Origin of the sequence: Tahibacter caeni (assembly GCF_024609805.1) — a bacterium.
In the GTDB taxonomy this organism is placed as follows: domain Bacteria; phylum Pseudomonadota; class Gammaproteobacteria; order Xanthomonadales; family Rhodanobacteraceae; genus Tahibacter; species Tahibacter caeni.
Genome location: NZ_JANFVR010000032.1, coordinates 14,786 through 28,540, shown reverse-complemented (window position 1 = coordinate 28,540; position 13,755 = coordinate 14,786). Strand labels below are relative to the sequence as shown.

The 13,755-nt window shown below is 69.4% G+C and carries 15 protein-coding genes; 5 read left to right on the top strand and 10 right to left on the bottom strand.

The genetic code is table 11. The features are described from left to right. Positions 1 to 1,273: tetratricopeptide repeat protein (locus NON22_RS05055; protein WP_257385838.1), on the top strand; the 1,273-nt coding region annotated here is incomplete at its 5' end. Positions 1,274 to 1,486: 213 nt separating this feature from the next. Continuing rightward, positions 1,487 to 2,218 carry an NRDE family protein gene (locus tag NON22_RS05050; RefSeq protein ID WP_257385837.1) on the top strand — a complete coding sequence of 244 codons (732 nt, stop codon included), beginning with the start codon at positions 1,487 to 1,489 and terminating at the stop codon, positions 2,216 to 2,218. Positions 2,219 to 2,478: 260 nt separating this feature from the next. Here NON22_RS05050 and NON22_RS05045 read toward each other — a convergent pair whose 3' ends face one another. From NON22_RS05045 to NON22_RS05025, 5 genes are all read right to left on the bottom strand, one after another. After that, positions 2,479 to 2,682: a hypothetical protein gene (locus NON22_RS05045; RefSeq protein ID WP_257385836.1), complete on the bottom strand. Its 204-nt coding sequence runs from the start codon at positions 2,680 to 2,682 to the stop codon at positions 2,479 to 2,481. Between the two features lie 199 nt (positions 2,683 to 2,881). Continuing rightward, positions 2,882 to 5,023: a prolyl oligopeptidase family serine peptidase gene (locus NON22_RS05040; RefSeq protein ID WP_257385835.1), complete on the bottom strand. Its 2,142-nt coding sequence runs from the start codon at positions 5,021 to 5,023 to the stop codon at positions 2,882 to 2,884. Between the two features lie 197 nt (positions 5,024 to 5,220). Further along, entirely contained in the window at positions 5,221 to 5,442 is a 222-nt protein-coding gene (locus tag NON22_RS05035; RefSeq protein WP_257385834.1) for a hypothetical protein, read from the bottom strand. 225 nt (positions 5,443 to 5,667) lie between these two features. Continuing rightward, positions 5,668 to 5,895, bottom strand: coding sequence for a hypothetical protein (locus NON22_RS05030; RefSeq protein WP_257385833.1), 228 nt, complete (start codon positions 5,893 to 5,895; stop codon positions 5,668 to 5,670). A 32-nt stretch (positions 5,896 to 5,927) separates the two neighbouring features. Continuing rightward, the gene (locus NON22_RS05025; RefSeq protein WP_257385832.1) at positions 5,928 to 6,542 is read right to left on the bottom strand and encodes an alpha/beta hydrolase; all 615 of its coding nucleotides are present in this window, start codon (positions 6,540 to 6,542) and stop codon (positions 5,928 to 5,930) included. Between the two features lie 216 nt (positions 6,543 to 6,758). Here NON22_RS05025 and NON22_RS05020 point away from each other — a divergent pair, with 216 nt between their 5' ends. From NON22_RS05020 to NON22_RS05010, 3 genes are all read left to right on the top strand, one after another. Beyond that, positions 6,759 to 7,682 (top strand): DedA family protein/thiosulfate sulfurtransferase GlpE, encoded by a 924-nt coding sequence (locus tag NON22_RS05020; protein WP_257385831.1) that lies wholly within the window; start codon positions 6,759 to 6,761, stop codon positions 7,680 to 7,682. A gap of 300 nt (positions 7,683 to 7,982) precedes the next feature. Next, complete coding sequence (locus NON22_RS05015) at positions 7,983 to 8,393, top strand: EF-hand domain-containing protein (protein ID WP_257385830.1); 411 nt, start codon at positions 7,983 to 7,985, stop codon at positions 8,391 to 8,393. Next, positions 8,390 to 8,968, top strand: coding sequence for a DUF3011 domain-containing protein (locus tag NON22_RS05010; protein ID WP_257385829.1), 579 nt, complete (start codon positions 8,390 to 8,392; stop codon positions 8,966 to 8,968). Before NON22_RS05015 ends, NON22_RS05010 begins: the two co-directional genes overlap by 4 nt. 91 nt (positions 8,969 to 9,059) lie before the next feature. Here NON22_RS05010 and phoU read toward each other — a convergent pair whose 3' ends face one another. The 5 genes from phoU to pstS all read right to left on the bottom strand — a co-directional run bounded on the left by phoU (position 9,060) and on the right by pstS (position 13,636). Then, positions 9,060 to 9,776: a phosphate signaling complex protein PhoU gene (gene phoU / locus NON22_RS05005; protein ID WP_257385828.1), complete on the bottom strand. Its 717-nt coding sequence runs from the start codon at positions 9,774 to 9,776 to the stop codon at positions 9,060 to 9,062. A gap of 18 nt (positions 9,777 to 9,794) precedes the next feature. Beyond that, on the bottom strand, positions 9,795 to 10,616 hold the full coding sequence (gene pstB / locus NON22_RS05000; protein ID WP_257385827.1) for a phosphate ABC transporter ATP-binding protein PstB: 822 nt from the start codon (positions 10,614 to 10,616) through the stop codon (positions 9,795 to 9,797). Next, the gene (gene pstA / locus NON22_RS04995; protein ID WP_257385826.1) at positions 10,609 to 11,469 is read right to left on the bottom strand and encodes a phosphate ABC transporter permease PstA; all 861 of its coding nucleotides are present in this window, start codon (positions 11,467 to 11,469) and stop codon (positions 10,609 to 10,611) included. Before pstA ends, pstB begins: the two co-directional genes overlap by 8 nt. Then, positions 11,466 to 12,446 carry a phosphate ABC transporter permease subunit PstC gene (gene pstC, locus NON22_RS04990; RefSeq protein ID WP_425507951.1) on the bottom strand — a complete coding sequence of 327 codons (981 nt, stop codon included), beginning with the start codon at positions 12,444 to 12,446 and terminating at the stop codon, positions 11,466 to 11,468. Before pstC ends, pstA begins: the two co-directional genes overlap by 4 nt. 200 nt (positions 12,447 to 12,646) lie before the next feature. Continuing rightward, positions 12,647 to 13,636, bottom strand: a complete 990-nt coding sequence (pstS, locus tag NON22_RS04985) for a phosphate ABC transporter substrate-binding protein PstS (RefSeq protein ID WP_257385839.1) — start codon at positions 13,634 to 13,636, stop codon at positions 12,647 to 12,649. Between the last annotated feature and the right edge of the window lie 119 nt (positions 13,637 to 13,755).

The following is a 13,755-nucleotide window of genomic DNA, read 5'->3' as shown; positions in this document are numbered from 1 at the left end:
GATCTGCCGCGTCGGCGAGGCGCTCGTCGCCGAAGCGGAGGCCGCGACGCAGCGGCGCGATTTCGCCGTGGCTCATGCGCGGCTGGCCGATGCGCGCGCGCTGCTCGCCGGCGGCTCGGCGGTGGAACAGGCTGCCGCGGCGCTGAAACAGGCCGAGGCGGCAACGACCGAAGTCGCCGGCCTGTTCGACCAGGCCGAGGCCGCGCTGGCGGCGGGCAAGCTGCTCGACGCCGGCGGCGCGATCGAGCTGTACGAACGCGTGCTCGCCGGCGACGCGGCCAATGCGCCGGCCCAGGCCGGCCTGCGCAAGGCCGGCGCCGCGCTCGCCGCGCAGACACGCGAATTGCTGAATCAGGGAAAAGTGGACGATGCCGCATCACGCATCGAGGCGATCGCGCGCGCGCTGCCGAACGATCCGGTGCTGCCGACCCTGCGCGCCGAGCTGACCGCGGCGCGGGCCAGCGCCGGCGCCGCGCTCGAGCAGCGGCTCAAGCGCGGCGAGGAACTGCTGCGCGGCGGGCGCATCGCCGGCGAAGGCGAAGACAACGCGCTGGCCCAGTTCAAGGCCGTGCTGGCGCGCGATCCCAGCAACGCCAAGGCGCGCGCCGGACTGGCTCAGGTCGCGCGCGCGCTGATCGTGCAGGCCAACGCCGCGCTGGAGCAGAGCGATCCGACCGCGGCCGAGCGTCTGCTGCGCCAGGCCGAGGCGCTCGCGCCGGGTTCGGCCGACCTGGCCGCCGCGCGCGGCGAACTGCGCGAACTGCGCGAGCGCCTCGAGATCGCGGCCTCGCGGCCGGCGTTGACGCCGGAGCAGCAGCAGAAGCTCGCGGCGCACCTCGCCGCCGCGGACAAGGCCGCGCGCGACGGCAATCTCGTGCTGCCGCCGGGCACTTCGGCCTACGACCAGTACCGTGCCGCGCTCGCGCTGGACGGCCGCAACGCGCAGGCGCTCGCGGGCCTGCAAAGCCTGCCGCAGGTCGCGCGCGACCAGTTCAACATCGCGATCGGCCAGCAGAAGCTCGACCGCGCGCGCGATTTCGTCGACACCCTCGAACAGCTCGCGCCGGCCGACGCGAGCCTGCCGCCCCTGCGTGCGCGCCTGGCCGAATCCCTGCTCGACGAAGCCGAGCAGCGCGTCGCGCAGAACCGCCCCGGCGACGCACGGCGCGCGCTCGACGCCGCGCGCGGCCTGAGCCCGGGCAATCCGCGCCTCGGCACCCTGGAGCAGAAGCTGCGCGAACTCGGCCGCGCCGCCGACGGCGGCAGCCGCTGATGCGCGGCGTTGTCCCCGGTCGGACGCGCGTGGCGCCGATGGGCTTGTCGCCATTCGTCCCGGAGCCGTGGTCGCGGCGGACGAGCGCCGCGTGCGGCCGCACGCGGTTGCCGTGCGAGGACGAGGCGAGGCTGCCGCGACTCGTGCGCGGCGCCGTGCCGCCGCTGTCGACGCGCAGCGCGCATCCGCACGCAACCATGAGACGACGCTGAGATGTGCCTGTTGCTGCTCGCGCTTGACGTTGCGCCGCAGCGGCCGCTGCTGATGCTCGGCAATCGCGACGAATTCCATGCGCGTGCGAGCGCGCCGGCGGGGCCCTGGAGCGATCTGCCCGGCGTCGTCGGCGGCCGCGATCTCGAAGCCGGCGGCAGCTGGCTCGCGCTGCACGAGAGCGGACGCATGGCTGCGGTGACCAACATCCGGCTGCTCAACGCCCAGCGCGGCGCGGCCTCGCGCGGTGCGCTCGTACGCGATTTCGTCGCCGGCGAAACGAGCGCGGCCGACTACGTCTCCGCGCTCGTGCGGCGCATCGGCGACTTCGCGCCGTTCAACCTCGTCGTCGCCGACCGCGAGCAGGCCTGGTGCCTCGAGAGCCCGCGCGCCCGTGCGCAGCGCCTGACGCCCGGCGTGCACCTGATCAGCAACGGCCCGCTCGACGCGCCGTGGCCCAAGATGCAGCGGCTGCGGCAGCGCTTCGAGGCCGCGGTGGCCGCACGAGCCGGCGACGCGGCGCTGCTCGACCTGCTGGCCGACGAGAACCGGCCCGTCGACGCGGAACTGCCCGACACGGGCGTAGGCCTCGAACGCGAGCGCTTCCTCGCGCCGATCTTCATCCGCGGCGAGGCCTACGGAACGCGTGCGAGCACCCTGGCCTGGCGCGCCGCCGACGGCGGCACCGGCCTGATCGAGCGCCGCTTCGGTCCCGGCGGCATCGCGCTGGCGTAGATTGCGAGGGAGCGCGGCGAACCGCGTCATCGCGGGTTTCACGCCGCGAAGAACGGCAAGGGAAGAATCCCCAGGTCCTCGCCGGTCGCTTCGGCGCGCGACTTTCGCGAATGGACCTCCCCGGCGCCGCGGTTTGCCGCAATCAGCGTGGTCGGCGGTTTCGAATTTTTTCCAAAAGTTTTTGTACTCGACGTCGAAGGCGGCACGCAGCCCCGTGCGCAGGCAGCCCGCGCAGTCGACGAATCCGATTTCCGCCGGCGCTAGCCGCGGCAGCGGCGTATCAGCGCCTGGGCGCGCAAAGGGCGTAGTAGGTTCCGGTGCCGAATATTCCACTCGCCCTCGGCCGGTTGCGCCTGCGGCAGCGACAGGAGTGCATCGAAGGCGTCGTCGGTGGGATCGCCGGCGGCTGCGGGCAGTACGGGCAGCAGGGCGAGACAGCAGGCGAACAGCAGGATCAGGCGCACGGCGGCAACGGGGCAGGCGGCGCGATTCGCCGCGGCGCGAGTATCCGTGTTCGCGGAGACTTTTTTGCGGGCGGTCCGGGCCGGTCTGCGGGCAATCCGGAACGGCGCGGTGCCCTGCAGCGGACCGCGGAAACGAAAACGCCGGGCGCTTGGTGCGCCCGGCGTCGAAGAAACGGCGAAGCTCGTGTCGCGGCGACGCTTACGGCTTGGCCAGACCGAAGGCGTTGAGGATGAACGCGTAGACGTCGGCGGTTTCGGCGATCTGCTTGGCCGTCGGCTTGCCCTGGCCGTGGCCGGCGCGCACGTCGATGCGGATCAGCTGCGGCTTGCCCTTCGGATTGGCCGCCTGCATCGCCGCGGCGAACTTGAAGCTGTGCGCCGGGAACACGCGGTCGTCGTGGTCGCCGGTCGTGATCAGGGTGGCCGGGTAGGCGACGCCGGGCTTGACGTTGTGCAGCGGCGAATAGGCGCGCAGCGCGGCGAACTCGTCGGCATCGAGCACCGAACCGAAGTCCGATTCCCAGGCCTTGCCGATCGTGAATTCGCGGAAGCGCAGCATGTCGAGCACGCCGACCGCCGGCACGGCCGCGGCGAACAGCTCGGGACGCTGCAGCTCGGTCGCGGCGACGAGCAGGCCGCCGTTGGAACCGCCGCGGATCGCGAGGCGCTGCGGCGAGGTGTACTTCTCGGCGATCAGGTATTCGGCCGCGGCGATGAAGTCGTCGAACACGTTCTGCTTCCTGAGCTTCGTGCCGGCCTCGTGCCACTCGCGGCCGTACTCGCCGCCGCCGCGCAGGTTGGCCACCGCGAACACGCCGCCCTGGTCCAGCCAGGTCGCGATCGACGGCGAGAACGCCGGCACCTGCGGGATGCGGAAGCCGCCGTAGCCGTAGAGGATGGTCGGGTTGCTGCCGTCGAGCACGAGATCCTTTCTGCCGGTCACGAACATCGGCACGCGCGTGCCGTCCTTGCTCGTGTAGAACACCTGGCGCGTTTCGTACTGGTTCGGATCGAACGCCATCGTCGGCGCGTGCAGCAGGCTGCTCTTGCCCTTGGCCACGTCGTAGCGGTAGATCGAGGTCGGCGTGGTGTAGCTCGCGAAGCTGTAGAACGCCTGCTTGTCGTCGGGGCGGCCCTGGAACGTCGCGACCGTACCGAGGCCCGGCAGCTGGATGTCGCCCTTGGACTTGCCGTCGAGGCCGTAGCGGCGCAGGCGCGAGCTCGCGTCGTGCAGGTAGTTCAGCACGAGCTGGCCGCCGACCAGGTGCGCCGACTGCAGTGCGTCGTCGTTCTGTTCGACGACGGTCTTCCAGCTCTTGCGCGCCGGCTTGGCCACGTCGATCGCGATCACGCGGCCGCGCGGCGCATCGTCGTCGGTGCGGAAATAGAACTTGCTGCCGACGTTGCCGATGAAGTCGTACTCGGCGGTCCATTCGCCGATCAGTTCCTTGATCAGGCCGTTCCTGCCCTTGGCCTTGAGGTCGCGGTAGAGCACGAGGTTCTTGCGCTCGGTGCCCTGGCTGACCGAAATCACGAGGTAGCGGCCGTCTTCGCTCGCGTCGGCGGAGAAGCTGTAGTCGGGCTTGTCCTTGCGCTCATAGACGAGCTCGTCGTCGCTCTGCGGGGTGCCGAGCTTGTGGAAATACAGCTTCTGGAATTCGTTCTTTGCCTTCAGCGCGTTCTCGCCCTGGGGCTCGTCGTAGCGGCTGTACCAGAAGCCTTTGCCGTCGCGGCTCCAGTCCACCACCGAGAACTTCACCCACTTGAGCACGTCCTCGGTCGGCTCGCCCCTGGCGACGTCGAGCACGCGCCATTCTTCCCAGTCGGAGCCGCCGCTGGACAGGCCGTAGGCCATGAACTTGCCGTCGGCGCTGAACGCCGTGTCCTTCAGCGCGATCGTGCCGTCGGTGGACAGGCTGTTCGGATCGAGCAGCTGGCGGCCTTCGCTTTCGGGCTTGTCGCCGACGTAGAGCACGGACTGGTTCTGCAGGCCGTCGTTCTTGAACCAGAACCACTGCTTGCCCTGGCGCGTCGGCACGCTCCAGCGATTGAAATTCCAAATTTCCGTCGCGCGCGCGGCGATGCGGTCACGGCCCGGAATCTTGGCGAGATAGGCATTGGTGACGTCGTTCTGCGCCTTGATCCAGTTGCCGGTCTCGGGCGAGTCGATGTCCTCGAGCCAGCGGTAGGGGTCGGCGACTTCCTGGCCGTGGTAGGTGTCGACCTGGGCGACTTTCTTGGAAACTGGATAAACGAGGCGATCGGCAGCGGATTCCTTCTTGACCGGCTGGCAGGCGGCCACCAGCAGCAGGGCAGGAACCAACATCAAGGGCAGGCGCATGGGCGCAAACTCCGTCAGGGGGCGGACAAAACGGCGACGATAGGGCGCCGGGTCGGCGGCGTCCAGTAGCTGAACAGAATCTCATGACGGATTGCGCATAACGCCGCGAGGCCGCGCTCCGCAGCGGGTTTCACGCGTAAAACGGTGCTCCGGCGGCGCAGCGGGAAACCGCCAACGTCGCAAAAAGCGGATTTGGCTCAGCCGGGGTCGCCGCTTGCCTGGCTCGACGGTACCTGGCCGCCCGGCGCGAGGATCTGCGCGCGGCCGTACGGTCCGGGTCCGAGGCGGCCGTCGCGGATCCGGTCCATCAGCAGCGGCAGATAGCCCTCGGCGATGCGCGTGCCGGTGCGCGAGCCGTCGGGCTGCTGCGCGAATTCGATGATGCCGTGGTCGGTGTCGGGGAATTCGACGAGCGTCACGTTGCCGCGGCCGGCGACCGACAGCAGCCGCCGGCGCGTTTCCTCGGGCGGCGCTTCGCGGTCGGCGCCGGCCAGTATCCAGAGCAGCGGTGGCTGCAGCGAACGCAGGGCCGGAATCGGATCGTAGGTCCAGCTCGTGCCCTCGTCGTAGAACGGCCCGAACCCGCGCAGCGCGAACGCGGGTCAGCGCACGAGATCGCCGGTGAACTCGCCGCGCATGTCTTGCTACCAGGGTTCGTGGCCGTAGCGCGTCTTGAGCTCGGCCAGGCGCGCATAGCCGTCGCGGAAGCGCGAGGCCATGATCGGGCCGGTCGCGTCGGTGATTTCGCGAGCCTTGGCCAGCGGGCTGTCGGCCAGGCCGTAGCTCACGGCGATGAAGTCCGGATCGCTGTGCCGGGCCGCGAGCGGCGCGATCCAGCCGCCCTGGCTCGCGCCGGCGAAGCCGACGCGCACGGCGCGTGCGCCGGCCAGGCGGCGCGCTTCTTTCAGTGCCGCCGCGGCGTCGCCGGCGAGCAGGTCGAAGTCCTGGCTGTAGCGGCCGCTGCTCGCGCCGGTGCCGCGCTTGTCGTAGACGAACAGCCGATGCCGTGGGCCGGCAGCAGGCGCTGGAAATAGCCGTGGCGCAGCGCCGACCAGGCTTCCGAGCCGTGCACGAGCACGGCGACCGGCGCCGGCGCGTCGCCGCGCGGCAGCACGAGGTGCCCGGCCAGGGTCTCGCCGGCCCCGGCGAAGCGCGTGTCCTGTTCGGCGAAGGCCGGGCGTTCGCCGCGCAGGCCCTTGAACTGCAATGCCGGCGCCGCGCAATTGCCGGGTTCGATCGCGGTTGCATCGGCCGCGTCGCTCCAGCCGGCGCGCCGCTGCCAGCGGCCGTCGGCGTCGCGGATCAGCCGGCCGCTGCGGCCGTCGGGCAGCCGCCAGCGCAGCGCGGGCGCGTTCGTCAGCGGCGCGAGATCGACGAGACGTCCGTCGTCGAGACGATAGATGCCGACGAGACGGGCGATCTCGTCGGGCACCGGCGCATATCCGGGACGCGTGATCGACCACGCGCCCGCACCGGCGGCGCTCAGGACGGCGACGGCCAAGACTCGCTTCCAGCGCATGGGCAGGCTCCGTCGCGAACGGCCGGCCGAGTATTCCACCGCATCGCCATGGCGACGCCCGCCGGTCGACACGGGCGGGCGCAGCCACGGCCGTCGCAACGGCGCGAGCGCGACGACTCCGGAGCTGTTCTGCGCCGCGCGGGGCACGACGGTGCATTGGCCGCGAGGCCGCGCGCGGCTACAGTCAGGCGTCTTCGTCCTGCGAGCCGGAATGCCGTGCACAGCTTCGTCACCCTGATCGAGCATCACGGCCTGCCGCTCGTGTTCTTCTGCGTGCTGCTGGAACAGGCCGGCATTCCGCTGCCGGCCTATCCGGTGCTGCTGGTCGCCGCGGCGGTCAGCTCGGCGACGCCGCAGGGACCGCTGCAGGTGCTGGCCGTCGCGGCCGTCGCGGCGCTGCTTGCCGACCTGACCTGGTACGCGGCCGGCCGGCGCTACGGATCGCGCGTGCTCGGCACCTTGTGCCGGCTGTCGCTGTCGCCGGATTCCTGCGTGCGCCAGACGCAGAACCTGTACGCGCGCTGGGGCGCGCCGTCGCTGAGCTTCGCGAAGTTCGTGCCGGGCTTCGCCTCGCTCGCGACCGCGCTGGCCGGTACGACGCGTACCTCGCTGCCGGTCTTCGTCGGTTTCGACCTGATCGGCGCGACCTTGTGGGCCGGCGTCGCCGTCGTGCTCGGCGTCGCGTTCCGCGATGCCATCGACGAAGTGCTGAGCACCCTGGCCAGCCTGGGCCGCTGGGGCAGCCTGCTCGTCGTCGCGCTGTTCGCGGTCTACGTGCTGACGCGCTGGTGGAAGCGGCGCCTGCTGATCCGCCAGCTGCGCATGGACCGCATCAGCGTGGCGCAGCTGGCCGAACTGCTCGCCTCGGACCGTCCGCCGCTCGTGCTCGACGCGCGGCCGCTGCTGCAGCAGCAACGCGAAGGCCGCATCCCGGGCGCCCTGCTCGTGGAGCTGGACGCGGACACGCCGCTGCCGGTACCGGACGACACCGACGTCGTCGTCTACTGCGCCTGCCCGAACGACGCATCGGCCGTGCTCGTCGCACGCAAGCTCATGAAACGCGGTTTCCGCCGCGTGCGTCCGCTGGCCGGCGGCATCGACGCCTGGCGCGCCGGCGGACACGCGATCGCGCTGGAGTGACGGCGGCGGGCTGGTCCGCTGTCGCCTGCAGAGCCGCGCACTGTGCAAAACTCTGCACGAATGCAGCGACGTCGAGGATGGGCCATGCACCTGTCGTCCCGAATGCCTGCCGCCGCAGCACCGGCGCACCGGCCCGGCACGACCGCTGCGCCCGACGGCCATCGCCGTATCCGATCCTCGACATCGCCGTTCGCCGCGCTTCGCGCCGCGAACACGCGTTCCGCTGTTTCCTGAAGCAACCGCGGCGCGGCCGGCCCCGGCCGGCGGCGTCATTCCGGCAACCACGCAAGGAGGTGACGCATGAGGATCCGATGTTTCGTACTCGGGCTCGCGGCCGCACTGGTCGCGACCACCGCGACCGCCGCCACGTCCGGCGAGCCTGCGCCGGCCGACCGCAAGAGCCGGCTGCTCGCGCGCATGGACCGCGACGGCGACGACAGGATCAGCTTCGAGGAATACCGCAACGCGATGCTGCGGCGCTTCGACGCACGCGACAGGAACCGGGACGGCGTGCTCGACGGCGCCGAATTCCCGCCGCAGTGGCTGGAGGGCAGCGGTATCGCGGCGGAGCAGAAACGCCTGGCCCGCGACGACTTCAGCGACCAGCTCGAACCGAGCTTCGCGAAGTTCGACGCCGATGCGAACGGCCAGCTCGACGGCGCCGAGCTCGACGCGTTCTTCGCCGCGCGCCATCAGGAGAAGCAGCCATGAATCGTGCACTCGTCGTGCTGATCCTGTTCGCCGCATTGCTGTTGCTCGGCTTCAGTCCGCGCAGCCGGGCCGAGACCGTGCGCTGCGAATCCTCCGGCAGCTATCGCAGCTGTCCCGTGGACGGACGCAGCGGCGTGCGCCTGACGCGCCAGCTCAGCTCGCAGGGCTGCTGGCAGGGCGATACCTGGGGCTACGACGTCGGCCGGATCTGGGTCGACCGCGGCTGCCGCGCCGAATTCCAGGTCGGCGCCGGCAGTTCGTCGTCGAGCAAGGACAACGCGGTCGCCGCGGCAGTCGTGCTCGGCGTCATCGGCGCCGCGATCATCGCGAACCAGGAACGCGACCGCGGCCGCGACTATTACGACGACCGCTACGGCTACGGCGATCCGCGCCGCACGATACGCTGCGAGTCCAACGACAACCGCCTGCGCTACTGCGGCCTGCCGTATCGCGGGCACGTCGAAGTGTACCGGCAGCACAGCTCGAGCCCGTGCATCTATGCGCGCTCCTGGGGCGTCGAGCGCGGCCGCCTCTGGGTCAGCAACGGCTGCCGGGCGGATTTCGCGGTGTATTAAGGCCGGGAATGGGGAATCGGGAATCGGGCTGAGGCTCGGTATTGCGATGCGGCTGTCGCTCTACCGATTCCCCATTCCCGACTCCCGGCTCTCATCCCACCATCGTGCTCGTCTGGTCGCCCTTGCGGCGTTCCTCGACGAGCGGCTTGGCGTGGACGAGGAAGTAGATGTTCTCGGCGATGTTGGTCGCGTGGTCGCCGATGCGCTCGATGTTCTTCGCCATGAACAGCAGGTGCGTGCACGGCGTGATGTTGCGCGGATCTTCCATCATGTAGGTCAGCAGCTCGCGGAACATGGCCGTGTACAGCGTGTCGAGCTGCACGTCGCGCTTCCAGACCTCGACGGCCGCGTCGGCGTCGCCGCGGCGGTAGGCGTCGAGCACGTCGCGCAGCATGTCGCCGGCGACTTCGGCCAGGTGCGGCAGGCTCGCGGCCGGACGCATCGGCGCGTTCTGGTTCAGCGCGATCGCGCGCTTGGCCACGTTGGCGGCGTAGTCGCCGATGCGTTCGATGTCGGCGGCGATGCGCAGCGCGGCGAGCACGTCGCGCAGGTCGCGCGCGATCGGCTGGCGCAGCGCGAGCAGGCGCAGCACGTCGTGGCTGACATCATGCTCGAGCGCGTCGATCGCGTTGTCGCCTTCGACCACGCGCGCGGCGAGGTCGCTGTTGCGTTCGTCGACGGCGGCGGCGGCCAGCGACAGCTGCTCGCCGGCGAGCTGGCCCATGCGCACGATCTCGCTCAGCAGTCGGCTGAGCTCGGCGTCGTAGCTCTTGATGATGTGTTCGTGGGAAGCGGTCGTTTCGGGCATGGTCGTGGGTTCGCTGGCTCAGCCGAAACGGCCGGTGATGTAGTCTTCGGTCTGCTGCTTGCTCGGCCGCGTGAACATGGTCTCGGTCTCGCCGAACTCGATCAGTTCGCCGAGATACATGAACGCGGTGTAGTCCGAACAGCGCGCGGCCTGCTGCATGTTGTGGGTCACGATCGCGATCGTGAAGTCTTTCTTGAGCTCCTCGACGAGCTGCTCGATCTTGCCGGTCGCGATCGGATCCAGCGCCGAGGTCGGCTCGTCGAACAGGATGACCTCGGGCCGCAGCGCGATCGCGCGTGCGATGCACAGGCGCTGCTGCTGGCCGCCCGACAGGCCGAGCGCGCTGCCCTTGAGCTTGTCCTTGGCCTCGTCCCAGATCGCCGCCTGGCGCAGCGCCTGTTCGACGCGCACGTCCATGTCGGCGCGCGACAGCCTCTCGTAGTGCTTGATGCCGTAGGCGATGTTGTCGTAGATCGACATCGGGAATGGCACCGGCTTCTGGAACACCATGCCGACCTTGGAGCGCAGCCGGTTCAGCGGATAGCGCGGATCGAGGATGTTCTCGCCGTCCAGGAGCACTTCGCCGCTCGCCTCGAGCTTGGGATAGATCGAGTAGATGCGGTTGAAGATGCGCAGCAGGGTCGACTTGCCGCAGCCCGACGGGCCGATGATCGCAGTCACGCGCTTCTCGGGAATGTCCATGCGGATGTTCTTCAGCGCATGGAAGCCGTCGTAGTAGAAATCGAGATTGCGCGCGGTGATCTTCGCCGCCGACGTCGTCTGGTCCGACGGCGTGGTCACGTTGAGCGAGGCCGCGACGGCCAGGTTCAGATTAGTCATTGGCTACCTTCCGGCGGGCGATGATCGCGCGGGCGATCAAACTGATGCAGAGAACGAAGACGGTGACCATGAACGCGCCGGCCCAGGCCAGCGAGTGCCAGGAATCGTAGGGACTCATGGCGTACTGGAAGACGACGACCGGCACGCTGGCCATCGGGCCACCCATGTCGACGCTCCAGAACTGGTTGTTGAGCGCGGTGAAAAGCAGCGGCGCGGTCTCGCCGCTGATGCGCGCGAGCGCGAGCAGCACGCCGGTGACGATGCCGGGCAGGGCCGAGCGGTACAGCACCTGCACGGTGACCTTCCACTGCGGCACGCCGAGCGACAGCGCCGCCTCGCGCATCTGGCTCGGCACGAGCTTGAGCATCTCGTCGGTCGTGCGCACGACCACGGGCAGCACGATCAGTGCGAGCGTGATCGCGCCGGCGAGGCCGGAGAAATGGCCCATCTGCTTGACCACGAGCGTGTAGACGAACAGGCCGAGCACGATGGACGGCGCCGACAGCAGGATGTCGTTGACGAAGCGTATCGCTTCGCCTAGCAGCGAGCGGCGCGCGTATTCGGCGAGGAAGGTGCCGGCGAGGATGCCGACCGGCGTGCCGAGCGCGATCGCGAGCAGGCTCATGAGCACCGAGCCGAAGAACGCGTTGGCGAGGCCGCCGTCGGAGCCCGGCGGGGGCGTCATCTGGTAGAACAGCTCCGGTTTCAGCGCGCCGACGCCGTTTATCAGCGTGGTCCAGAGTATCCAGACCAGCCAGAACAGGCCGAACAGGGTCGCGGCGCTGGCCAGCGCCAGCGCGATGCCGTTCTTGAGCCGGCGGCGCCGGTACAGCTTTTCGGCCATGGCGCTCATCGGTTGCCCTCGTTGCGGTTCAGACGCATCAGCATGAGCTTGGCGATCGCGAGCACGATGAAGGTCACGATGAACAGCAGGAAGCCCAGCGCGATCAGCGAGGACAGGTAGATCTCGCTGTCGGCCTCGGAGAATTCGTTTGCGATCGTCGCGGCGATGGAGTTGCCCGGCATCAGCAGCGACGCGGTCAGGTGGTGCGCGTTGCCGAGCACGAAGGTAACCGCCATGGTCTCGCCGAGCGCACGGCCGAGGCCGAGGAAGATGCCGCCGATGACCGCCGAGCGCGTATACGGCAGCACGACGTTCCAGGCGACTTCCCAGGTCGTCGAACCCAGGGCGTAGGCCGATTCCTTGAGCCGCGACGGCACCGTCAGGAACACCTCGCGCATGACCGAGGAAATGAACGGGATCACCATGATCGCGAGCACGATGCCGGCGGTCAGCATGCCGATGCCGAGCGGCGGACCCTGGAACAGCGGGCCGAAGATCGGCAGCGGGCCGAGATGCTCGGTCAGGAACGGGATCACCGTCGTCGACATGACCGGCACGAACACGAACAGGCCCCACATGCCGTAGATGATCGAGGGAATGCCGGCCAGCAGCTCGATGGCCGAGGCGACCGGCGTGCGCAGCCACGGCGGCGCGACTTCGGTCAGGAACAGCGCGATGCCGAAGCTGACCGGCACGGCGATCAGCATCGCGATCAGCGCGGTCACGAGGGTGCCGTAGATCGGCACGAGCGCGCCGAACTTCTTGCCGACGGCGTCCCAGTCGGTCGTGGTCAGGAATTCGAATCCAAAGGTGGAGAAGGCCAGTCGTCCACCCCAGAGCATGGAGAGAGCCGCGCCGGTGAGGGCGGCCAGCACGAAAAGGCCGGCCCCGGTGACGAGGTAGCGGAAGAAACGGTCGGCGCGGCGGTCGGCGTCGGCACGCCGGGCTACGGCGTCCGCGGGGGCGCCCAGGGCGCCGGCAGGCAAGGCTTGGTCGGTACTCATGCGTCAGTCACGGCTGGCGATCAGGAACACGGACGGGGCTAGCGCTTGCGCACCAGGCCCCGCGACAGGAACGGACGTTCCGGCTTCTGGTTGTGCGCCGCCGTTCGGCGGCGGATCTGCGGCGAAGCCGGACACCCGCAGCACGGGTGTCCGGCCCGACCGGCGGATGCCGGAGTTCCTCGTCAGGCCTTGATCTCGGCGGCCCAGTAGGCCTCGATCTGCTTGACCAGCTCGTCGGGCAGCGGCACGAAGTCCAGTGCCTCGGCCTGGGCCTTGCCGTTCTCGAGCGCCCACTTGAAGAAGGCCAGCGCGTTCTTGCTGCGCGCGGCGTCCTTGGGCTGCTTGTACATCAGGATGAAGTTGGTCGCGGCGATCGGCCACGAGGCTTCGCCCGGCGCGTTCGTGATGATCAGGAAGAAGTCCTTGGCGTTCTTCCAGTCGGCGCTCGCGGCGGCGGCCTGGAAGCTCTCGCGGCTCGGCTGCACGAACTTGCCGGCGGCGTTCTGCACGGCGCCGTAGGTCATCTTGTTCTGCAGCGAGTAGGCCAGCTCGACGTAGCCGATCGAGCCCGGGATCTGCTTGACGTAGGCGGCGACGCCTTCATTGCCCTTGCCGCCGACGCCGACCGGCCACTGCACCGAGGTGCCTTCGCCGATCTTGCTCTTCCATTCCGGCGAGACCTTCGACAGGTAGTTGACCCAGTTGAACGTCGTGCCCGAGCCGTCGGAACGGTGCACGACCGTGATCATCGCGTCCGGCAAGGTGACGCCCGCATTGACCGCGACGATCTGCGGGTCGTTCCACTTGGTGATCTTGCCGAGGAAGATGTCGGCGAGCAGCGGGCCGGTGAAATGGATCTTGCCCGGCTCGATGCCCTTGATGTTGACGACCGGCACGACGCCGCCGATGACCGAAGGGAACTGGCCGAGGCCGGCTTCCGCGAGTTCCTTGCTGTCGAGCGGCTTGTCGGACGAACCGAAGTCCACAGTGCCGGCCTTGATCTGGGCGATGCCGCCGCCGGAGCCGATGGACTGGTAGTTGATCTTGTTGCCGGTGGTCTGGCTGTAGTCGGCCGACCACTTGGACATGACCGGATAGACGAAGGTGGCGCCGGCGCCGGTAATGTCGGCCGCCTGGGCGGAAACGGCGCCCGCCGCGATGAAGCCGGCCAGCGCGAGGCGCGTCGAGAACGTCTTGAGCACAGTGAACTCCTTGGATGCGGCTGAGCTGCAGGTATCGGCGCGCTTTGTACGCGCGCTCTGTTGCAGTCGCGTGGGAGTTTTATTTCAGC

What these genes read in the sequence shown, in the direction of transcription:
- NON22_RS05050 (WP_257385837.1), top strand. Translation starts at nt 1,487, where the DNA reads ATGTGCCTGTTGCTGCTCGCGCTTGACGTTGCGCCGCAGCGGCCGCTG.
- NON22_RS05040 (WP_257385835.1), bottom strand. Translation starts at nt 5,023, where the DNA reads ATGCGCCTGCCCTTGATGTTGGTTCCTGCCCTGCTGCTGGTGGCCGCC.
- NON22_RS05025 (WP_257385832.1), bottom strand. Translation starts at nt 6,542, where the DNA reads ATGCGCTGGAAGCGAGTCTTGGCCGTCGCCGTCCTGAGCGCCGCCGGT.
- NON22_RS05015 (WP_257385830.1), top strand. Translation starts at nt 7,983, where the DNA reads ATGAGGATCCGATGTTTCGTACTCGGGCTCGCGGCCGCACTGGTCGCG.
- NON22_RS05010 (WP_257385829.1), top strand. Translation starts at nt 8,390, where the DNA reads ATGAATCGTGCACTCGTCGTGCTGATCCTGTTCGCCGCATTGCTGTTG.
- phoU (WP_257385828.1), bottom strand. Translation starts at nt 9,776, where the DNA reads ATGCCCGAAACGACCGCTTCCCACGAACACATCATCAAGAGCTACGAC.
- pstB (WP_257385827.1), bottom strand. Translation starts at nt 10,616, where the DNA reads ATGACTAATCTGAACCTGGCCGTCGCGGCCTCGCTCAACGTGACCACG.
- pstA (WP_257385826.1), bottom strand. Translation starts at nt 11,469, where the DNA reads ATGAGCGCCATGGCCGAAAAGCTGTACCGGCGCCGCCGGCTCAAGAAC.